The organism is Pseudarthrobacter sp. SORGH_AS 212 (assembly GCF_030818145.1).
Classification (GTDB): domain Bacteria; phylum Actinomycetota; class Actinomycetes; order Actinomycetales; family Micrococcaceae; genus Arthrobacter.
In genome coordinates this window covers 3817712-3838953 of the sequence record NZ_JAUTAA010000001.1, presented here as the reverse complement: position 1 = coordinate 3838953, position 21242 = coordinate 3817712, and the positions used below count along the sequence as shown (strand labels likewise).

At 67.8% G+C, this 21242-nt stretch carries 16 protein-coding genes and 2 pseudogenes; 9 read left to right on the top strand and 9 right to left on the bottom strand.

The window, feature by feature from the left end:
- Nucleotides 1-22 precede the first annotated feature (22 nt).
- From QE394_RS17595 to QE394_RS17585, 3 genes and pseudogenes are all read left to right on the top strand, one after another.
- Nucleotides 23-3253: pseudogene (locus QE394_RS17595) on the top strand (efflux RND transporter permease subunit).
- 115 nt (nucleotides 3254-3368) lie between these two features.
- Nucleotides 3369-4478, top strand: a complete 1110-nt coding sequence (locus QE394_RS17590) for an LLM class flavin-dependent oxidoreductase (RefSeq protein WP_349035158.1) — start codon at nucleotides 3369-3371, stop codon at nucleotides 4476-4478.
- Nucleotides 4478-4945 (top strand): MarR family transcriptional regulator, encoded by a 468-nt coding sequence (locus QE394_RS17585; protein ID WP_056085250.1) that lies wholly within the window; start codon nucleotides 4478-4480, stop codon nucleotides 4943-4945. Before QE394_RS17590 ends, QE394_RS17585 begins: the two co-directional genes overlap by 1 nt.
- 51 nt (nucleotides 4946-4996) lie before the next feature.
- Here the strand turns inward: QE394_RS17585 and QE394_RS17580 are convergent, their stop codons facing one another.
- Nucleotides 4997-5803: a transglutaminase family protein gene (locus QE394_RS17580; protein ID WP_056085248.1), complete on the bottom strand. Its 807-nt coding sequence runs from the start codon at nucleotides 5801-5803 to the stop codon at nucleotides 4997-4999.
- A 70-nt stretch (nucleotides 5804-5873) separates the two neighbouring features.
- A complete protein-coding gene (locus QE394_RS17575) occupies nucleotides 5874-6737 on the bottom strand; it encodes a hypothetical protein (protein WP_349035157.1) in 864 nt (287 codons plus the stop codon).
- Nucleotides 6738-6915: 178 nt separating this feature from the next.
- On the opposite strand from QE394_RS17575, the gene QE394_RS17570 reads away from it, so the two are divergent.
- Nucleotides 6916-7578 carry a DUF1684 domain-containing protein gene (locus QE394_RS17570; RefSeq protein ID WP_056085243.1) on the top strand — a complete coding sequence of 221 codons (663 nt, stop codon included), beginning with the start codon at nucleotides 6916-6918 and terminating at the stop codon, nucleotides 7576-7578.
- 101 nt (nucleotides 7579-7679) lie between these two features.
- Nucleotides 7680-8171 (top strand): GtrA family protein, encoded by a 492-nt coding sequence (locus QE394_RS17565; RefSeq protein ID WP_056085240.1) that lies wholly within the window; start codon nucleotides 7680-7682, stop codon nucleotides 8169-8171.
- A 13-nt stretch (nucleotides 8172-8184) separates the two neighbouring features.
- Here the strand turns inward: QE394_RS17565 and QE394_RS17560 are convergent.
- The 5 genes and pseudogenes from QE394_RS17560 to QE394_RS17540 all read right to left on the bottom strand — a co-directional run bounded on the left by QE394_RS17560 (nucleotide 8185) and on the right by QE394_RS17540 (nucleotide 14060).
- Nucleotides 8185-9344, bottom strand: a pseudogene (locus tag QE394_RS17560) (cysteine desulfurase family protein).
- Nucleotides 9345-9348: 4 nt separating this feature from the next.
- On the bottom strand, nucleotides 9349-10263 hold the full coding sequence (nadC, locus tag QE394_RS17555; RefSeq protein WP_349035156.1) for a carboxylating nicotinate-nucleotide diphosphorylase: 915 nt from the start codon (nucleotides 10261-10263) through the stop codon (nucleotides 9349-9351).
- Nucleotides 10256-12052, bottom strand: coding sequence for an FAD-dependent oxidoreductase (locus QE394_RS17550; RefSeq protein WP_349035155.1), 1797 nt, complete (start codon nucleotides 12050-12052; stop codon nucleotides 10256-10258). The genes nadC and QE394_RS17550 overlap by 8 nt, the downstream gene beginning before the upstream one ends.
- Complete coding sequence (gene nadA / locus QE394_RS17545) at nucleotides 12052-13353, bottom strand: quinolinate synthase NadA (RefSeq protein WP_349035154.1); 1302 nt, start codon at nucleotides 13351-13353, stop codon at nucleotides 12052-12054. The genes QE394_RS17550 and nadA overlap by 1 nt, the downstream gene beginning before the upstream one ends.
- Nucleotides 13350-14060: an NUDIX domain-containing protein gene (locus QE394_RS17540; RefSeq protein ID WP_349035153.1), complete on the bottom strand. Its 711-nt coding sequence runs from the start codon at nucleotides 14058-14060 to the stop codon at nucleotides 13350-13352. The genes nadA and QE394_RS17540 overlap by 4 nt, the downstream gene beginning before the upstream one ends.
- 236 nt (nucleotides 14061-14296) lie before the next feature.
- Here QE394_RS17540 and QE394_RS17535 point away from each other — a divergent pair, with 236 nt between their 5' ends.
- The 3 genes from QE394_RS17535 (at nucleotide 14297) to QE394_RS17525 (ending at nucleotide 17355) form a co-directional block, all read left to right on the top strand.
- Nucleotides 14297-15673 carry an amino acid permease gene (locus QE394_RS17535; protein WP_056085230.1) on the top strand — a complete coding sequence of 459 codons (1377 nt, stop codon included), beginning with the start codon at nucleotides 14297-14299 and terminating at the stop codon, nucleotides 15671-15673.
- A 108-nt stretch (nucleotides 15674-15781) separates the two neighbouring features.
- A complete protein-coding gene (locus tag QE394_RS17530; RefSeq protein ID WP_268157150.1) occupies nucleotides 15782-16609 on the top strand; it encodes an alpha/beta fold hydrolase in 828 nt (275 codons plus the stop codon).
- 98 nt (nucleotides 16610-16707) lie between these two features.
- A complete protein-coding gene (locus tag QE394_RS17525) occupies nucleotides 16708-17355 on the top strand; it encodes a phosphoribosyltransferase family protein (RefSeq protein WP_349035152.1) in 648 nt (215 codons plus the stop codon).
- Between the two features lie 123 nt (nucleotides 17356-17478).
- Here QE394_RS17525 and QE394_RS17520 read toward each other — a convergent pair whose 3' ends face one another.
- Entirely contained in the window at nucleotides 17479-18813 is a 1335-nt protein-coding gene (locus QE394_RS17520) for an MFS transporter (protein WP_056085224.1), read from the bottom strand.
- 277 nt (nucleotides 18814-19090) lie between these two features.
- Between QE394_RS17520 and QE394_RS17515 the strand changes: the two genes are divergently transcribed.
- A complete protein-coding gene (locus QE394_RS17515; protein WP_082497512.1) occupies nucleotides 19091-19825 on the top strand; it encodes an IclR family transcriptional regulator in 735 nt (244 codons plus the stop codon).
- A gap of 41 nt (nucleotides 19826-19866) precedes the next feature.
- Here the strand turns inward: QE394_RS17515 and QE394_RS17510 are convergent, their stop codons facing one another.
- Nucleotides 19867-21147 (bottom strand): MFS transporter, encoded by a 1281-nt coding sequence (locus tag QE394_RS17510; RefSeq protein WP_349035151.1) that lies wholly within the window; start codon nucleotides 21145-21147, stop codon nucleotides 19867-19869.
- Nucleotides 21148-21242 lie beyond the last annotated feature (95 nt).

Here is a 21242-nt window from a genome sequence, read left to right as displayed (position 1 = left end):
CAACCCTTCCAGGAGACCATCGATGTTTCGGCTGGCACACCTTTCATTGGCGAACCGGGCGCTGATTGCGCTGATCACCATCTTCGCTTCGGTCTTCGGCGTGATCACCATGTCGTCGCTGAAGCAGGAACTCATCCCGTCCATTGAGTTTCCGCAGATCACCGTGCTGACCTCCATGCCGGGGGCCTCGCCGGAGGTGGTGGACAAGCAGGTCAGCGGTCCGCTCGAAACAGCCCTGAACGGCGTGGAGGGGCTTGAATCCACCTCCTCCACGTCCCGCAACGGCGTTTCGCAGATCACGATGGTGTTCACCTACGGTTCCAACCTGGACCGGGCACGGAACCAGATCGACCGGGCCATCTCCAACGCCAAGCGCAGCCTGCCGGCCGACGTCCAACCGCAGGCCATCGCCGGGAGCATCAGCGATTTCCCGATCGTCTTCCTGGCGGTGTCCTCGGATAAGCCGCGCTCAGCGAACTCAACACCGACCTCCAGCGGCTGAGCGTTCCCCGGCTGCAGAAGATCGACGGCGTCCGCGGCGCCGATGTCACCGGCGGCGCCACCCAGCACATCGAGATCCTTCCGCGCCCCGAGGCGATGGCTGCGTCCGGTGCCAGCATCGCCTCCCTCCGCGACACGCTCTCCAACAACGGAGCCCTGGTCCCTGCCGGCACGCTGGAAGAGCAGGGCAAAACGCTCTCGCTGCAGATCGGCAGTCCGGTTGACTCGCTCGACGCCGTCAAAGCCCTTCCGGTGTCCGGTGCCAGGGACGGTGCCACTATCGGGTCCGTGGCCGACGTCGCCATCAAGGACGACGAACGCACGTCCATCACCCGGACCAATGGAGCCGAAACCCTCGCGCTGTCCGTCACCAAAAAGCCCGAAGGCGACACGGTGGCCATCTCCCATGCGGTGCGGGACAGCCTGGATGAGCTGGCAGCGGAGCTTGGCTCCAACGCCACGTTCACCCCCGGTTTTCGACCAGGCGCCCTTCATTGAAAAGTCCATCAAGGACCTCACCACCGAGGGCCTGCTGGGGCTGGGGTTCGCCGTGGCGGTCATCCTGGTCTTCCTGATGTCGGCCCGTTCCACCCTGGTGACCGCGGTATCCATCCCGCTGTCCCTGCTCATCACGTTCATCGGGCTCTCGGCTACCGGCTACTCCCTGAACATCCTCACCCTCGGCGCCCTCACCATCGCCATCGGCCGCGTGGTGGACGACTCGATCGTCGTGATCGAAAACATCAAGCGGCACCTTACCTACGGCGAGGACAAGGTCACCGCCATCCTCACCGCGATCCGTGAAGTGGCCGGGGCCATCACCGCGTCCACCCTCACCACGGTGGCCGTGTTCCTGCCCATCGCCTTCGTGGGCGAACTGGCCGGCGAGCTGTTCAGGCCGTTCGCCCTGACGGTCACCATCGCCCTGCTGGCGTCCCTGCTGGTGTCCCTGACAATCGTTCCGGTGCTGGCTTACTGGTTCCTCAAGAGCCCCGCGCCGTCCGGTGCCGGCGCACGCGCCGACGCCGACGCCGCCCGGGCAGCGGCCCAGGAGAAGGAACAGCGCGGCCGGCTCCAGCGCGGCTACCTGCCCATCCTCACCAAGACGCAGAAACACCCCGTGCTGACCCTGGTGGCCGCAGTGCTCGTGCTGGGCGCCACGGCAGCTATGACACCGCTGCTGGCCACCAACCTGCTGGGCAACTCCGGCCAGAACAGCCTCACCGTACGCCAAGTGCTTCCGGCCGGTACCAGCCTGGCGGACACCAGCGCCGCAGCCGTCCGCCTCGAAGAGGTGCTGCGCGGAATCGACGGGATCAAGGACGTTCAGGTCACTTCCGGCAATGCGCAGGCCGGGTTCGCCGCACTGGTGTCCTCCGGCTCGTCGAATTCAACCTTCACGGTGGTGACGGATGAGAAGGCGGACCAGGACCAGCTGCAGGAAACGGTCCGCACTGAGCTGGCCAAGGTTCCGGACTCCGGCAAGGTGTCCGTGGGTACCCAGCAGGGCGGCTTCGGCACTTCCTCCACCGTGGACATCACCCTCAAGGCTGCCAGCACCCAGGACCTGCAGGCAGCCAGCGACGCCATGGTGAAGGCCATGACGGGCGTGCCGGGCACCAGCGAGGTGGAAACCAACCTCGCCGCGAGCCAGCCGGTGGTCCAGGTCAAGGTGGACCGGGCAAAGGCAGTGGCGGCAGGCCTGAATGAGGAGCAGGTGGCGGGAGTCCTTGCAGCCACCATCAGCCCGGTCCCTGCCGGCACTGTCCGGATCGACACCAACGACTTCCCGGTGAGGATCGGCCAGGGAACCAGGTTCACCAGCATCGACGCCGTCCGGAACATCCCGCTGCCGGCCGCCGGAAGGCCTGTCACCCTGGGCAGCATTGCGTCCGTGGAACAGGTGGATATTCCGGTGTCCATCACGGCCAGCAACGGCCAGCGCACCGCAAAGGTGTCCGTGACGCCGTCGGGATCCAACCTGGGTGCCGTCAGCACCGAAGTACAGGGCCGCCTGGCGGGCGTCGAGCTGCCAGCGGGTGTAACTGCCGAGATCGGCGGTGCCACCACGCAGCAGGCAGAGTCCTTCAGGCAGCTGGGCCTGGCGCTGCTGGCTGCGATCGCCATCGTGTACGTCATCATGGTGGCCACCTTCAAGTCCCTGATCCAGCCGCTGATCCTGCTGGTGTCCGTGCCGTTCGCCGCCACAGGGGCCGTTGCCCTGCTGCTGGTCACCGGCGTTCCCCTGGGGCTGCCGTCGCTGATCGGCATGCTGATGCTGGTGGGCATCGTGGTGACCAACGCCATCGTGCTGATCGACCTCATCAACCAGTACCGGCAGCCACGAACCGGCCCTGCCGGAACAATTTCGCCGGGAATGAACGTCGCGGACGCCATCACCCACGGCGCCCTGCAACGCCTCCGGCCCATCCTGATGACGGCACTGGCGACAGTTTTCGCGCTGACGCCGATGGCGATGGGCCTCACCGGCGGCGGCGGCTTCATTTCGCAGCCGCTCGCAGTGGTGGTGATCGGCGGCCTGGTCTCTTCCACAGCCCTGACCCTGGTCCTCGTTCCTGTCCTGTACCGGCTCGTGGAGGGCCGGCGCGAACGGAAGGCGCTCCTCCGCGACCTGCAGGCACAGCCGGAATTCGAGCCGGCGGCCGACGTCGATGCCGAGTTCCGCGACTGGACCACCGGCGATGTGCCGAGGGTCAGCGGACGCCGCGCCGCGCCCGGCAGCCCCGACTGACACAAACGGAATAAATCCCGCATGGATGCGTTGTATCCGTCGATAGATGCAAATGCATCTAATTTGGACTACACTGGAACCAAGCCAGCAAGTCCAGGAAACGGAAGGGCACATCATGCAGTTCGGTGTTTTCAGCGTCAGCGACATCACCACGGACCCCACCACGGGCCGCACCCCCACCGAGAACGAGCGCATCAAGGCCTCGGTGGCCATCGCCAGGAAGGTCGAAGAGATCGGCATGGATGTCTACGCCCTGGGCGAGCACCACAACCGGCCCTTCTTCTCGTCCTCCCCCACCACCACCCTCGCCTACATCGCCGCGCAGACCGAGCGGATCACCCTGTCCACGGCGACCACGCTGATCACCACGAACGATCCTGTGAAGATCGCCGAGGACTTCGCCATGCTCCAGCACCTGTCCGATGGGCGCGTGGACCTGGTGCTGGGCCGCGGCAACACCGCCCCTGTCTACCCGTGGTTCGGCAAGAACATCCAGGACGGCGTGGAGCTGGCCATCGAGAACTACAGCCTGCTGCGCAAGCTGTGGGACGAGGACACCGTCAACTGGTCCGGCAAGTTCCGCACTCCGCTGCAGAACTTCACCTCCACCCCGCGCCCGCTCGACGGCGTGGCCCCCTTTGTGTGGCACGGCTCCATCCGCACACCGCAGATCGCCGAGGTGGCGGCCTACTTCGGTGACGGGTTCTTCGCCAACAACATCTTCTGGCCCAAGGAGCACTACCAGCAGCTGATCGGGCTCTACCGCGAGCGGTACGAGCACTACGGCCACGGCACCGCAGACCAGGCGATCGTCGGCCTCGGCGGGCAGTTCTTCATGAGGAAGAACTCCCAGGACGCCGTGAAGGAATTCCGTCCGTACTTCGACAACGCCCCTGTGTACGGCCACGGACCCTCCCTGGAGGACTTCACGTCGCAGACTCCGCTGACCGTGGGCAGCCCGCAGGAAGTCATCGAGAAGACCTTGAGCTTCCGCGAGCACTTTGGTGACTACCAGCGCCAGCTGTTCCTGATCGACCACGCCGGCCTCCCGCTCAAGACAGTCCTGGAACAGCTGGACCTCTTTGGCGAGGAAGTCCTGCCCGTCCTCCGCAAGGAGTACGCGGACCGCAAGCCCGCCCACGTGCCGGACGCACCCACCCACGCATCCCGCGTCGCGGCGCACCTGGCAGCCCCGGACGCCGAAAAGGCCACGGCGGAGGCGTAATGGCAACCAGCCAATCCACTTCCCCCGTCCGGCTCGCCGCGGAAACCTGGGAGTCACTGTTCCGGGCGCAGGTGGCCGTGATGCGCAGGCTGCAGTCCGGCCCGGCGTTCCGGAAGCTGGCGGTGAATGAGTACGATGTCCTGTTCACCCTGTCACGCTGCCCGTCGGGCTGGCTCCGGCTTAACGAGCTCAACGACAACGTGCTGCTCAGCCAGTCCAGCCTGAGCCGGCTGGTGGAGCGGCTGGAAAAACGCGGCCTGGTGGCCCGGATGCCCGCGCCGGAGGACGGCAGGGGTGTGCTGCTCAAGCTCACCGACGAAGGCCGGGAGCTCCAGAAGGAGATCGGCCGTGAGCACGTCCGCGACATCTCCGCCCTGGTGGCGCCGGCGCTGAGTCCCGACGAGCAAAAGGAACTGCGCCGGCTCACGGACAAACTCCGGAACTCGCTGGGACAGCTGCCGCGGTAGGGGCGCCGGGCAGGACCTGAGCCGGCCAGCGACAAACCGGTCCGGGACAGGTCAGCCCAGCGCCACCCGGGCGGCGGGATCCTCAACCGGCAGCGTACCGTTGACCACTGCGGTGACGCGGAGCTGGTTGAGTGTCAGGCTTCCCCCCACCGTGGACAGGAAAGCCGTGTCGGACGAGTCACGGCCGGCGGTGATGCGCAGCATCGACTCCCGCGGGGCCAGCCCTGTGGGGTCGATGATGCGCCACGAACCGTTAACGTAGGCCTCTGCCACGGCATGGAAATCCATGGGTGACAGCCCCGGAGCGTAGACCGCGGCAAGCCGTGCGGGGACGTCCTTGGACCGCAGCAGCGCGATGGCCAGGTGGGCGAAATCCCGGCATACTCCGCGGCGGTGCAGCAGTGTTTCCACCGCGCCGTCGGTGCCACGGGAAGAACCGCTGATGTACCGGAGTTCGCCGTAGACCCAGTTCCTGACGGCCTGGACGAGTTCCTCCCCGTGCAGTCCCCCGAATTCCGCGTAGGCGGTGGGGAGGAGCCGGTCAGATTCGGCATACCGGCTGGGCCGGACGTAGCGGATCTGTTCCGCCAGCGTTGCGCCCTCCGGCTCGGCGCGGCCGGCCACTGTGGCTGAGTATTCGACAGTGACATCGGTGGGGTCGGCGAACTCCATGTAGTGGAACCGGCCGCCGTGGTGGTCGGAGATTTCCGTCAGCGGGACTTCCTCCCCGCCTGCCAGCACCGACAGGGATTCCTCGAAGGACGAGTATCCGTTGTTCCTGGCAGCGGCAATGGCCATGGCCACCTTGGTGTTCGCCGCGGTGCGGAAGGCCAGGCGTGCGGAAACAGAGCGTTCCATGAATCTCCGGGGGTGTCGGCGTTGGAAAGCAGTGCCGTGCCTGGGCGCCCTGTGGGGGCCGGCGACGGGACTAGTTTTTGATCTCCAGCGACATTAGCATCCGCTGGACATTGGCAAAGTCCGGGCTCTCCCCGGCGTACGCGGCCGCCGCGCCAAGGGTGTCAAAAGCCTTGGCGGGAGCCACCTTCTCATCAGGCGCAAAAGCCTTCAGAGCCACCAGGTCGCCGAAGGACCAGTCACCTTTGCCGGCCGGACCGCGGACGGTGTTGCGCAGCTCGCAGGCCTGGTTGCCGGCCCCGCCCACCAGGTTGGTGATGCCGTAGGAGCCGAAGTAGCGGTAGCCCTGGATCACCCGGAAGACCACCCGGGGCGGGATGGTGCCTTCCCCGGACCCGGCGGAGGCGCCCGGGGACGCGGGAACGCTGCTGATCACCGTGTAGGGCCGGCGCGAACCTTCAGGGCATTCGGCGGTCGACGGCGGCAGGCCGGTCCGGAGCGCGGCCATGAAGGTCCCGTCGGGCTTCTTCACCTCGATCTTCAACGCACCCGGAAGGGTTCCGTCCTCGGGTTGGACGGATTGGGCGATCCAGTCCTGGGGAAGTTCAAAGCTGACCGTCCTGGCAGGATCGGCAAAAGTCTTCCATGTCGCCGCGGTGGCCGCGGGCCGCGGTTCGGCTGAAGCGGTGCCGGAAGCACCGTCTTCGCCTGACGGGCCCGGCATGCCACCCGAGGGTGTCGTGGCTGACGGCGCCGTCGTCGGCGCACCCGCCGCACCGGTCGAGGGCTCCGCCTGCGTGGTCCAGCCAGAACCGGATCCACCTGCCTGCGGGCCACTGCACCCGGCAAGCAGCAGGGCAACCACCGTCAGGACGACCAGTGACCCCGCCCTGGCCTGGCCCCGCGCCGGTACTGCTGCTGTTCCACTGGCTTCCATGCAGCCAGCCTATCGGCGCCAGGATGTCCGGCCGCCCAGGCGCGTGGAGTTCCCGGCGCCGCACGCAGGCGCACACCGCATCCCACTTCACCCATCGCACCGCAGCCATGGAACCGCCGGAGGTGCCGTCGTCGTTCATTGCGCCCTAGGGACGCTGCCATACGGCTAGGCTGGGGACATGGCGCACGGGCAGCAGGGCATGGACGAAGAGAACCTGGCGGAAATGTCCGCAGTCGACGTCGCCGACTGGAGGCTGCGGACCTTCGCCCTCTACGACAATGTGCGCCGGATCGCCGCCGATAACCCGGCGGAAGCGCATTCGTATTGGCGCCATCAGCGCGACCTGATGTTTGCCACCCACCCGGCCTCGGCGCTGACGCCCGCGGACAAGGCGCAGTTCTCCGGGTTGAAGACCGCTGACTACGATCCCATCTACCGGTTCCATGTTCCCCTCACCAACGAGGGCGCCGGCCGGGAGATGAGCGTGGAAACGGGCACCGACGGCGTAGTCAACTTTGTCCGGCTGGGCACCTTCGACCTTCCCGAGATGGGTCAATTGGCCGTGTGGAAGCTCAAGGGATACGGCGGCGGTATCTTCGTGCCGTTCCGTGATGCCACGGCGGGCCAGCCGGGCGGCACCTACGGGGCCGGCAGGTACCTGCTGGACACCATCAAGGGCGCGTTCCACGGAGTGCAGGGTTCCGGCCCCCACGCCACGTTCGTCCTTGACTTCAACTTTGCCTACAACCCGTCCTGCGCCTACAACGATGCCTGGGCTTGCCCGCTGCCCGGCCCGTCCAACCGGCTGGCCGTGGAGATCCCGGCGGGCGAGCTCTACTGACGCTTAGAGAGCCCGGGCGCCGCCTGGCCTTCGGCACCAATCACTACGCCGCGCCCGCGGACTGAAGCGGGACGGTGCTCCCGGTATGGCAGGGTGGACGGATGGATTCCACCAGCGCGCCGGCAGCCGTCCAGGAGCAGCAGGATGCCCGCCGCAAGCCGGCCGCCCTGCGCCGCCGTGGAATTCTGCGGTTTCCGGTGGTCCGGCAACTCCTTCGCTTCTCGGGCGTAGGGATCATCTGCACCGGCGCATCCCTGGCGCTTTACGCCCTGCTCCGGCCGTGGATCGGCCCGCAACCGGCAAACGCCGTTGCCCTGGTCCTGACGTCCCTGCTGAACACCGCGCTGAACCGCCGGCTGACATTCAAGATCTCCGGAACCCAGCGCCGGGCCAGCGACCACCTGAACGGGCTGGTGGTGATCGTCGTGGCACTGCTGATCACCGGAGGCAGCCTGGGCGTGCTGCACTGGATCAATCCGGAGGCCACCGTGCGGGACGAGCTGCTGACCACCACCCTGTCCGGGTTCGTGGCCACGGCGGTCCGGTTCACGCTGCTCCGCCACTGGATCTTCCGCCGGGCGCGGCACCGCTAGCCGGACCACCGGATCAGTTGGTGCCGAGTGACCTCACTCCGGCCACGGCCGAGCTGACGGCTTTGGCAGCGGTGTCCAGGTCTTCGCCGGTCACCGCCGCGTCGAAGCTGAAGCGGACAGCCGTCTGCGCCACTTCGCGGGGAATGCCAAGGGCCGTCAGCACGGCAGAGGGTTCATCCGAACCCGCCGCACATGCTGAACCGCTGGAACACACCACACCCTGGCGTTCGAGTTCGAGCAGGACCGATTCGCCGCTGGTGCCGGGAAAGCAGAAGGATGCCACCGAAGGCAGCCGGTCCCTGGGGTGCCCGGTGAGGATGGCTTCCGGCACTCCCGTAAGCACGGCGTCAATGAATGCGTCCCTCAGCCGCGAGACCCGCCCGGCCTGTTCCCGTTGCGCGGCCTGCGCCAGGGCAAGTGCGGTGGCGAGTCCCACGGCCCCTGCAATGTTTTCGGTGCCGGACCGGCGTCCGCGTTCCTGGCCGCCGCCGTGGAGCACCGGCTCCAGGCGGACCCGGCCCCTGACGTAGAGCACGCCGCAGCCCTTGGGGGCACCGAGCTTATGGCCGGAGATGCTGAGGGCGTCCACGCCCAGAGCAGCGGTGTCCAGCGGCAGCCAGCCGGCGGCCTGGACGGCGTCGGTATGGAAGGGGACGCCCTGCCCGCGGGCCAGCTCCGCGAGGGCCGGGACCGGCTGGACCGTGCCCACCTCGTTGTTCGCGTACATGATGCTGACCAGCGCTGTTTCCGGTCCCAGCAGCGGCATGAGCGCTTCCGGCGTCACCTGCCCGGCACCGTCCACAGGCACCACGTCAACGGAGAAGCCGTGGAAGCGTTTAAGGTACCTGGCGGATTCCTCCACGGCGGGATGCTCGACGGCGCTGATCACCACACGGTTCAGGGCGGGGTTCGCCGCCTGCCGGGCCAGGGCAATGCCCTTGACGGCAAGGTTATCCGCCTCGGTGCCCCCTGACGTGAAGACCAGCTCGCCCGGCCTGCACCCCAGGACCGCGGCCACGGAGGCCCGGGCACCGGCGAGCGCGGCAGCGGCCGACTCCCCCAGGCTGTGGTGGCTTGAGGGGTTTCCGAAGTCACCGGTCAGGTAGGGCCACATGGCCTCCAGGACTTCGCGGCGGACGGGTGTGTGGTGGCGGCGGCGTCGAGGAAGATCATGGCTTCACCCGACGGTCAGTTCCACGTCCAGGCCGAGGTCAAGGGCGGCGACGGTGTGGGTGAGGGCGCCAATGGAGATGATATCCACGCCGGTGGCGGCGATCGCGGCGACGGTGCCAAGGTTCACGTTGCCGCTGGCCTCCACGCGGGCCCGCCCGGCCACCAGGGCAACCCCTTCGCGCAGTTCATCGAAGCTGAAGTTGTCGAGCATGATGGTGTCTACCCCGGCCGCGAGGACGGGTTCGATCTGGTCCATCCGGTCCACCTCCACTTCAAAGTGCGTAGTGTGGCCCAGCTGGGCCTTCGCCGCCAGGAGGAGCCCGGTGAGTTTGGCGGGGTCGCCGCCGGTCATGACCGCCAGGTGGTTGTCCTTGGCGAGCACGGCATCCGAGAGGCTGTAGCGGTGGTTCGCTCCCCCGCCGCAGCGCACGGCGAACCGCTCGAGGATCCGCAGCCCGGGGGTGGTCTTGCGGGTGTCGGTGATGCGGGCCTGCGTCCCCTCGGCGAGCCGGACAAACTCGGCAGTCCTGGTGGCGATGGCGGACATCCGCTGGACCAGGTTCAGTGCCACCCGTTCGGCGAGCAGCACCGAGCGCGCCGGCCCGCTGACGCGGGCCAGGTGAGTGCCGGCGTCGAACGCCTGCCCGTCGTGTACCAGCAGGTCCACGTCCGTGGCCGGATCCACCAGCTGCATGGCGTCCCGGAACACCGTGGCGCCGCTGAAAACGCCGGGGACGCGGGCGTTCAGCACGGCTGTTGCGCGGGCCTGGGCGGGGATGAGCACCTGGGAGGTGATGTCACCGGCCGGTGCGTCCTCCGCGAAGGCGCGCTCCAGGATGTCGCGGACGGGTGCCGACGGAAGGGTGAGTCCGAGGTCGGCGTTGGTGCGGACGTACCCGATCAAGGTGGGTTCAGTCATGGGAGAGGCTCGCTTTCGGCCGGAGTGGGATGGTCTCGACAGTTTCGTCGCTGCGGTAGTGGGCGCCCAGGGAATCACGCCGCGCCAGCGCGGCGGACACCAGCAGCTGCGCGGCCAGGAGCAGGTTGCGGTCTTCATGCACGGCTGGGTCCGCAGATTCAGGCACGGCATCGGGGCGCACGACGGCGGCCCAGCGGTCCAGCGTCCGGCCCGCCTCGCAGAGCAACGCCCCGGACCGCAGCACCCCGGCCTTGGCAGTCATCAACGACCGAAGACCCTCGCGGGAAAAGGGCTCCAGTACGTCCTCTGCACCTCCCGCACCGAAGCTGGACGGCCAACTCCCGCCTTGCAATATTGGGCGGTCCGCTTCGCCTTCCAAAGCAGCAGGGACCGCGAGGTGCGCCCTCGCGTTTCGTGGCAGGGGTGCGGAAGCGTGCGGCAGTTCCGGAGGTCCCGAAAGCGCCGGTGTCGCGTGAGGGTCCGCGCCGGCCGCCGAGCGTGCGAGGCGTTCGCCGGAGCGAGGCGCGAGCGCAGGCGCCGAGGGATCTGCGGAACTGCCCTCCAGGAAGTCTTCAACGACGCGGCGGCCGAAGACCAGCCCTTCAAGGAGGGAGTTGCTGGCCAGCCGGTTTGCCCCCTGGACTCCGGTGCACGCAACCTCCCCTGCGGCGTAGAGCCCGGGGATGCTGGTGCGGGCATGGAGGTCGGTGGCGATGCCGCCCATCCAGTAATGCGCCGCCGGGGCGACGGGGACCAGTTCCCGGGTCCAGTCGATACCGGCGTCGAGGGTTTTCCGGGTCAGGGTGGGGAAACGCCGGCTCAGGAAGCCTGCACCGTGGGTTTGCTCGATGGGCCTGGCGTCAAGGTAGACATGGCCGCCGGGATTTCCGAGCTTGGCCAAGTGCAGGGCGATGCTGCGTGAGACGACGTCGCGGGGGGCCAGTTCGGCGTCCGCGTGGTAGGCCTTCATGAAGCGGCGGCCGCCGGCGTCCACCAGCACGGCGCCTTCGCCCCGCACGGCTTCGGAGATGAGTAATGGCCCGTCCAGCCGGCCGGGCCGGGGAGCTGCGGCGGCTACAAGGCAGGTGGGGTGGAACTGGAAGAATTCGAGGTCTGCGGGGGCGGCCCCGGCGCGGACGGCGAGCGCCAGGCCGTCGCCGGTGGCCACGGCGGGGTTGGTGGTCTGGCCGAACAGCCGGCCTGCTCCCCCGGTAGCCAGCAGGACGGCGTCCGCGGCCAGGGACCGGAGCATCCCGTCCTGCAGGTATACGACGCCGGTCACCTGCCCGTTGCGCTCCTGCAGGGCGGTGGTGTGGGCGTGGGTGTGGACGGTGAGCGTCCCCCGGGCTGCCCGGGCCAGCACGGCGCCGATCAGCGCGCCGGCGGTCCGGGCGCCGGTGGCGTCGCCGCCGGCGTGCAGGATGCGGGGCGCACTGTGTGCTGCTTCCAGTCCGAGGGCCGGGCCACCGTCGGGCCCTGAATCAAACCGGACCCCGAACTGCTGCAGCGCGGCAATGTCGCTGCCGGCCTCGGTGCACATCAGCCGGACGGCGGCTTCATTGCAGTGCCCGGCACCAGCGCGCAGGGTGTCTGCGATGTGTGCCGCCACGGTGTCGCCCGGAGCTGGCTCCGGCAGTACCGCCGAAATCCCGCCCTGGGCGTACCAGGTATTGCTGTGCTCCAGGCTGCCCTTGGTCAGCAGCACCACGTCCGCACCGGCATCTGATGCCAGCAGGGCGGCGTACAGCCCGGCGATGCCGCTGCCGACGATGGCAAGCCGGCGGCTCATCAGGGCCTCGCGGCGAGCATGCGCTCAAGGGCGGTCCGGGCGTTGTCCTGGACGGCATCATCGACGGTAATGCGGTTGACCACACGCCCTGCCACGAGTTCCTCCAGGACCCACGCGAGGTAGCCGGGGTGGATCCGGTACATGGTGGAGCAGGGGCAGATCACAGGGTCCAGGCAGAAAATGGTGTGCTGCGGGTACTCCGCGGCGAGCCGGTTCACCATGTTGATCTCCGTGCCGATCGCGAAGGTGGTGGGCTTGGTGGCGGCGGCTATGGCCTTCTTGATGAAGTCGGTGGAACCTGCGGAGTCGGCAGCGTCAACCACTTCCATTGGGCATTCGGGGTGCACGATGACCTGGACACCCGGGTGCTCTGCCCGGGCCTGCTCGATCTGCGCCACGCTGAATCGCTTGTGCACGGAGCAGAACCCGTGCCACAGGATGACCCTGGAGTCCAGCAGCTGCTGTTCTGCGTTGCCGCCCAGATCCTTGTTCGGATTCCACATGGGCATCTGCTCCAGCGGCACGCCCAGGGCCTTGGCGGTGTTCCGCCCCAGGTGCTGGTCCGGGAAGAAGAGCACCCGCTGGCCGCGCTCGAACGCCCATTCGAGGACGGTCTTCGCGTTTGAGGAGGTGCAGACAATGCCGCCGTGCTCGCCGCAGAAGGCCTTGAGGGCTGCGGAGGAGTTCATGTAGGTGACGGGGATGACCGGAACCCGGCCGTCGGCGTCTGGCTCCGTGCCAAAGATTTCGGTGAGCTGTTCCCAGCACTCCTCCACCGAATCGGCGTCGGCCATGTCCGCCATGGAGCAGCCCGCCGCCAGGTTGGGCAGGATGACGGCCTGCTCCGGGGTGGAGAGGATGTCCGCCGTTTCGGCCATGAAGTGCACGCCGCAGAAGATGATTGCTTCGGCCTCGGGCCTGGTCAGGGCCGCGTTGGCCAGCTGGAAGGAATCGCCCACAAAGTCCGCGTACTGGATGACCTCGTCCCGCTGGTAGAAGTGGCCCAGGACCACGGCCCGGTCGCCCAGCGTGGCTTTCGCAGCGAGGATGCGGGCCGCCAGTTCGGCGTCGGTGGCCTTTTTGTACTCCTCCGGCAGCTGGCCCTGCCGGGGGGTGGCTGCCGGGGCAACGTCCGCACTGGAGGCACCGGGACCGTAGGCGGGGATGCCGGCCAGGGCTTCGGCGAGGTCATAGTCCCACGGCCCCTTGGCAAGGGCAGGGCTGCAGGTGCTGCCGCGGGCAGCACCGTTTTCAGCCTGCTCGCGCGTGATCAGCTGGATGGCTGTGTTGACGCTGCTCATGGTGTGCTCCTGTTGTCTGGGTCGAGGCCGGGCCGGCCGGTGTAGCGGTAGAGGCGTGGCGGGCGGTGCTTGCCGCCCTGGAGGTATTCGCCGGTTTCTTCGATTTCCGGTGTTGCCTTGAGCTGGCGGCGGAAGTTGGCCGGATCCAGTTGGCGGTCCAGGACTGCCTCATAGACTTCCCGGACCTGTGCCAGGGTGAAGTACTCCCCGAGCAGGTGGTAGGCCACTGAGCCGTAGGCGAGCTTGTTGCGCAGCCGCCAGAGGGCGTAGTCCACGATGGCGTTGTGGTCGAAGGCGAGCTCGCCCAGCCGGTCCGCACGGAACCAGCGCACGTTCTCCGATTCGTCCGCGAGCGCCGCTTCCGTGGGCTGGACCAGGGCCCAGTACGCGATGGACACCACGCGCTGCGAAGGTGACCGGTGCAGCCCGCCGAAGGCGTACAGCTGTTCCAGGTATCTGGGGGCCAGCCCGGTGGTTTCCCGGAGGTTCCGTGACGCGGCGTCCTGCAGCGATTCGTCATGCGACAACGGGCCGCCGGGAAGCGCCCACAGCCCCTTGAATGGCTCTCGGATCCGCCTGACCAGCGGCAGCCAGAGGGTGGGCCGGCCGGAGGTCTCACTCGGACGGAGCGCGAAAATGACTGTCGAGATTGCCAGCGAGGGCGGCGCGGCCTGGCGTTCAGAAACGTTTGCCGAACTGGAGAACATGGCCACACCGCCTTTCATTCATCAGCCACAAGACCCTTTCAGGGCTCCCGTGCTAGTTATAGTCAACCTGACTCGAACTAAGTCTACGGCCTCGCCCGGCCGGATGGGAAATGTTTCTGCCGCCGCGACCGGACGCCGCCGGGCCGGCCATGTGGGCGCGGCCCCGGCGAAGAGAGTAAATTCAAGAAGTCCCACGAGGAACATCACGCCAAACCCCAAGAAGGTTCAACCGCACCATGACGACGAAGTCCGCATACGTACGCCCGGAACGCCACTTGGGCCACACCATGAAACCCCGCCAGCTGACCATGATGGGCCTGGGCAGCGCCATCGGTGCCGGGCTGTTCCTCGGCTCCGGAGCGGGGGTGCAGGCTGCCGGCCCCGCCGTGCTGCTGTCCTACCTCGTGGCGGGCACGCTGATCATCCTGGTGATGTGGGCACTGGGTGAGATGGCCGCCGCGAACCCCAACAGCGGCGCCTTCTCGGTGTACGCCGAACGTGCGCTTGGGCGGACCGCCGGCGCCACCATCGGCTGGCTGTGGTGGCTGCAATTGGTGGTGGTCATCGCCGCAGAGGCACTTGGCGCCGCCGGGCTCCTGTACTCCGTCTGGCCCGTGGTTCCGGTCTGGGCGCTGGCACTTGCCTTCATGGTGGCGTTCACCGCGATCAACCTCGCCGGGGTGCGGAACTTCGGTGAGTTCGAGTTCTGGTTCGCCATCCTCAAGGTGGCCGCGATCGTGCTCTTCCTGGCGGTCGGTGCCGCCCTCCTGCTGGGCTTCCTCCCCAACGTCGCGTCGCCGGGACTGTCCAACATCACCTCCGATTTCGCCCCCCAGGGCCTCGGCGGGGTGGCCGCCGCACTGTTCGTGGTGATCTTTGCGTTCGGCGGCACTGAGATCGTTTCGGTAGCCGCTGCCGAGACCCAGGACCCCGAGCGCAGCGTGGGCAGGGCCATCCGGACGGTGGTCTGGCGCATCCTCGTCTTCTACATCGGCTCCGTGTTCGTCATCGCTGCGGTCCTTCCGGCCACCTCCGAAAGCCTGGCGTCCCCCTTCGCCGGCGTCCTGGACGCCGCCCGGATCCCCGGTGCGGCAACGGCGATCACGCTGGTGGCCGTCGTCGCACTCCTGTCCGCACTCAACGCCAATCTGTACGGCGCGTCCCGGATGGCCTACTCGCTCGCGGAACGCGGGGAGGCCCCGCAGTTCCTGACGCGCCTCAGCGGGGCCAGCGTGCCGATGCTTGCCGTGGCCGTTTCGGTGGCCTTCGGCTTCGTGGCCACCGTCCTGGAACTGCTCTTCCCGGACAGGGTTCTTCCCGCTCTTTTCCAGCTGGTGGGTTCCACCTGCCTGGTGGTGTGGGGAAGCGCCCTGGTGTCCCAGCTGATCCTCCGGCGCCGCGCCGTACGGGACGGCACACCGCTTCCCCTGAAGATGAAGGGGTTCCCCGTCCTGACCGTCCTGGGGCTTGTCCTGCTGGGGCTGATCTTTGCTGTGGGCTTCAGCGCCGAGGAGAGCCGGGTGCAGCTGTTCAGCACGTTTGCGCTGATCGCGGGAATTGCCCTGGCCTGCGCCGCGGGCGCCCGGATCCAGGGCCGCCGCCAGTCGAAGTGACACGAGAAACCCGGCAGCCCGCCCGGTAGAGTTGCTTGTACCTTCGGCGGCCCCGCGCGATCAGCGCGGACCTCCGCCACCGTGTTCGAGTTGATGAGGACTGACACCATGAGCGGCAGGCACACCGGCCAACAGCATGCGCACACCGTGGAGGGCACGGACCCCCAACTGTTCGTGGCGGTGCATGATCCCGCAGACGATGCCGGGTTGCGGCCGGTCCTGCTGCTGCACGGCTTCTCCTCCTCGGGGAAACTGAACTGGGAGGACACCGGCTGGGTGGGCGCCCTCCTGGAAGCGGGCCGCCGCGTGATCACGGTGGACCTGCCCGGCCATGGCCGCAGCGGCGCGCCGGAGGACCGTGATTCGTACTCCCCCAGCCGCATCCGCGCCGACCTGCTGCAGACAGCGTTCGACGCCGGCGTCCGCCCCTTGCAGGACGGCGATCCGTCCAGCGGGCTCGATATCGTCGGCTACTCCCTGGGATCGCGGCTGGCGTGGGAGTTTGCCTCCACCCAGCCCGAGATCGTCCACCGCCTGGTGCTTGGCGGGCCCAACATCTCCGATCCGCTGGCCGAGTTCGACCTGACGGCCGCCCAGGATTACCTGGCCGACGGCACGCCGATCGCCGACGGGTCCACCGCGCAACTGCTGAAGATGGCGCTGCTGCTGCCCACCAACAACATCTTCGCGTTGCTCACCCTCGTGGAGGCCATCAAGGCCGAGCCCTACGATCCCGCCGAAGCCGTCCCCCATGTACCAATGCTCCTGGTGGCCGGCGACCAGGATGAACGGATTGGCAGCCTCCCCAAGCTCGCCGAGCTGGCCAACAGTACCGGGGGCATGGCTGAGCAGCTGGTGCTGCCGGGCCGGAACCACACCAATGCCGTCACCAGCAGGGCCTTCAAACAGGCGGCTATCGCCTTCCTGGCGGTCTGAGGATACCGGCACCCCGGATGACGCCGGCACCCTGAATATCCCGGCGCCCGTCCGGCGGTAGGCTGGAATCGCAGGACCGGAAGAGCCTGGAGGGGCAGATGGGTACGCGATTCGAAGACCGAACCGAGGCAGGCGAGCACCTCGCCGCCGCACTGACCCAATTCCGGGAGCGGCCCGGCGCCGTGGTCCTGGGCCTGGCCCGCGGCGGGATACCGGTGGCTGCGGCCGTGGCCAAGGCCCTCTACCTTCCACTGGGGACCGTCCTGGTCCGCAAGCTGGGCATCCCGGGCCACGAGGAAACGGCGTACGGAGCACTGGCGTGGGCCCGCGGCCGCACCGTCCGGCTGGTCAACAAACAACTGGTGGACCGGGTGCTGGAGCACGGCGTCCGGCGCGAATGGCTGGATGAGGTGGAAGGACGCGAGCGTGCCGAGCTGCAGCGCCGGGTGGACCTCTACCCCGGAACGTCCATTGACCTGGCCGGGAAGACCGTACTGCTGGTGGATGACGGCCTGGCCACCGGCGCCACCATGCGGGCAGCCGTGGAAGCGGTCCGCGAAAGCGGCGCTGCCGTTGTGGTGGCCGCCGCTCCGGTGGGTTCGATCGAAGCCGAGGCGTCAGTGGAGCGCGTTTGCGATGCCGTAATCTGCCTGCACCTGCCTGGCAAGTTCCGGGCGGTGGGCAGTTTCTACCGGCACTTCGAACAACTGTCCGACGACGCCGCCATCGACTACCTCAGGCACTAGCAACGGCGGGCCGGACGCAAAGGTCCGGCCCGCCGTCGTGGTTATGGTTTCCCCGGCCCACGCCTTAAGGTCCCACGCTGCCAGGGCTTCCCTGGCCGAAGCGGAGCGGGGCCAGGCCGCTAATCAGTGGTGGGCGCTGACGCCCAGCGGGCGGCCCTTGGTTTCCTTGGCCAGCACTACCCCGATGGCGGAGATGACGCACAGCACCATGATGTAGATGCCGATGGACCCGGCCCACTTGGTGCTCTGCAGCAGTGTTTCAGCGATGGTGGCCGCAAACGCGCCACCCAGGATGGCGCCGAACGCGTAGCCGATCGAGATGCCGGAGTACCGGACGTTGGCCGGGAACATTTCGGCGTACATGGCGGACATAGGCCCGTAGGACAGTCCCAGTCCGATGGTGAGGACGAACAGTGCCACACCGTAGAGCCAGATGTTCTTCGTATCGATCAAAGCGAACATGGGAAGCATCCAGGCGAACACGATGGCGTAGCCGGCCAGGAACGTCTTGACCCTGCCGATCTTGTCGGAGAGCCAGCCGCCCACCAGGGTGAAGATGAGCCAGCCGAATGATGCCAGGGTGGTGGCCAGCAGGATCTGCGGGGTGGGCATCTTGAGGGTCCTCGTGGCGTAGGAGATGAAGAACGCGATCAGCAGGTAGCCGGCCGCATTGTTGCCGATGAAGATCAGGGTGGAGTACAGGACCGGCAGCTTGTGGTTGCGGATAAGCTCGCCGAGTGGGGCCTTGCTTTCCTTCTTCCGCAATGCCATCTCCTGGAAGACAGGGCTCTCGGCCACAGCGCGGCGGATCAGGTAACCCACCACGATCAGGACGATCGACAGCAGGAACGGGACGCGCCAGCCCCAGGCAGCGAAGTCTTCCTTGGACATGCTGCTGTTGAGGAAGAAGAGCAGGCCGGTGGCCAGGATCATGCCCACGGGAACGCCGATCTGCGGGTAGGCACCGAAGAGGCCACGCTTGTTCAGGGGTGCATGTTCAACGGCCATCAGGGCGGCGCCGCCCCATTCGCCGCCTGCGGAGAAGCCCTGGATGACGCGCAGGAGGATCAGCAGGACCGGGGCCCAGGCGCCGATCTGGGCGTAGGTGGGGAGCATGCCGATGAGGGCCGTTGCAGCACCCATCATGACCAGTGTGAACACCAGCATGGCCTTGCGGCCCAGCCGGTCACCCAGGTGCCCGGCAACCACTGCGCCGAGCGGCCGGAAAAGGAAGCTGATGCCGATCAGTGCGAAGGACAGGATCTGCGCCAGTCCGGGGTTTGAATCGTTCAGCGGCGCCAGGAACAGCGGGGACAGCAGCGTTGCTGTCAGCTGGGCAAAGATGAAGAAGTCGTACCACTCAATGGTGGTGCCGACGAGCGTGCCCGCGAGGACCTTGCGCTCTTCCCTCCGTGTGCTGGGACCGGAGAGTGTATCCACCTGGGAAGGTGTGGTCATTGAAACTCCATTGTTTATTGGCGGCTTGCACCGCCGGACGCCTTCAGGATTACCGACAGAACGGTCAGTTGGTAAGTACACTACTACGAAAATGTGAGGTGCAACACGGATTCCGGACTATTTCTCGCGGTGGACGCCTCAGGAAGTGAGTTCTATATTTGAACTGCATGTTCTTAAATAGAAAATTAGCTTGATCCTGTCTGGTAGACAAGGGCGCGCAGCAGACCGGGCCGCGGCCAACCCCGAACGGGACGGAAGGCGCCCTAGGATGGAAGCCATGAATCCCACCGCGGCAGCCCGGACCGAACCAGCGCCGGCGCAGGCATCAGCGTCCCAGACGCTGTCCCGGGGCATCCGCGCCCTGGAGATCCTTGCTGCCTCACCCGGCCCACTGACTATCGCCGAACTGGCCGATGCCATGGGCGTCCACCGATCGGTGGCCTACCGGATCCTGCGCACCCTTGAGGACCACTCACTGCTGGTGCGCGACGACGCCGGAAAGGTGCAGCCCGGCCCCGGCCTTGCCGTCCTGGCACGGGGAGTGTCGCGAAACCTCCAGTCTGCGGCCCTCCCCGAGCTCACTTACCTCGCCAACACCCTGGACATGACGGCGTTCATCGCGGTCTGGGACCATCATGACTGCATCACGCTGGTCACGGTCGAGCCGCGGCATTCGGGGGCCACAGTGGCCCAGCATCCCGGCACGAGGCATCCCATCAACGCCGGGGCACCGGGCATCGCCATCCAGTCAGCGTTCACCGAGGCTGAATGGGACCGGCTGGACACCGGCGTGGCCTACCGGCAGGAGGCCGGCGAGGCCCGCCGGGTGGGCTACTCAGCAAGCCACGACGAGGTCATCGCGGGGGTTTCCTCCCTGGCTGCCCCCATCAGGGTGCCGGGCGGCCGGCCCGCCGCGCTGGCGGTCGTCTACATCCGTTCCGCCCATGATCCCGGGGCCGTGGGTGCCGCGCTGGCGGGGAGCGCGGCGAGGATCCAGGAGCAGTTGGCCTGACCCGCCCCGACCGTCTTCCCGCCCGCGGAGGCGCGGTGGCATCAGCCGCGGCTGCCGCTTCCGCGCTTCCCAAGGACGACGGCGGCAGCGGCGCCCAGCAGCGCCAACAGCATGGAGGCCGCGATGGGCACCAGGAAAGCAAGGTGGTGGCCACCGGCCTCTGCCAGGAAGCCGCCGGCGGCCGAGCCCAGCGCCGTGCCGGCCACGATACCGCTGGCCAGGGCGGTCATGACCGTTCCCAGCCGGCCGGCGGGCGCCAGGATGCCGCCTGCCGTAAAGACCGTCACCATCACCGGGCCCACCGGGATACCCAGGACCAGCAGCACGGCCACCATGGCGGCCAGCGAATCCGGCAGCAGCAGGAGCAGTGACAGGAGGACCATCAGACCGGCGGACACGATCCACCGCCTTGGCAATGTGAAGCTGCGCGGCCAGTAGGCCACGGAGAGTGCCGCGGCGGCGGAGCTCAAACCCACAGCCGCGTACAGCAGTCCGGCGATTTCCGGCCCCGCGAAGGGCGCAGAGAACGAGCTGAGGGCCGCTTGTGTCGAGCCGAAGAACGTTCCCATGCAGACCATGGCGGCGACAGGCAGGGCGACGGCGGCCGGCAGCTTTCCGGCCCGGGAGGCCGGCTGCCCGGTTGCTGCCTTCCGTGCGGCGGGCCGCACTGCCCGGTGGGTTGGGTGGGCCGCGAACGCGGGTACCAGCGTGGCAGTCATCGCGGCGGCCAGGGCCAGGGGCAGCCACGGCGCCAGGAGGCTGGCCAGGATTCCCACCAGCGCCGGGCCCAGGACGAACGTGACTTCGTCGGCGGTGCTCTCGTAGGACAGGGCAGTGTCAAGGTCGGCGGCCTGCTGCGACGCCGGGCCATGCGATGCCAGCGCCATCCAGCGAACCCGGGCCAAGGGGCCTACCTGCGGGGAACTCGCACCTGAGACAAGCGCCGCCGCGATAACGGCTCCGAACAGTCCGCCGGAAGCCACGGTGGCGGTGGCCGCCAGGATCAGGGCCAGGACCGCCACCGTGTTGATGATCGCCGCGGTCAGCAGGACGGGCCGCTGTCCCCGCCTGTCGGCGAGCGCACCGAGCACCGGGGCGCCGAGGGCCGAGCCAATGCCTACAGCCCCGGCAGCCGTGCCGCCCGCCGCGTAGGACCCGCTGACGGAAGTGACCATGGTGAGGGTTCCCACCGTCAGCATGGCGAGCGGAAGCCGGGCAAAAAGGCCAAGGGGAATGAAGCTGCGGCCAGCGAGCAGGGGAAGCCGGGCAAACCGGCCGGTCCTGGCCGGTTGGGGAACGCCCGCGGCAGTTGCAGGTTGCAACGGGGATCCGGTGTCAGTTGATGCCGGGGATGGCGGCGACGTCGGTGAAGAAGTGTGTGAAGTCAATTCCGGGCTCGTTCAAATCATGCGCATCG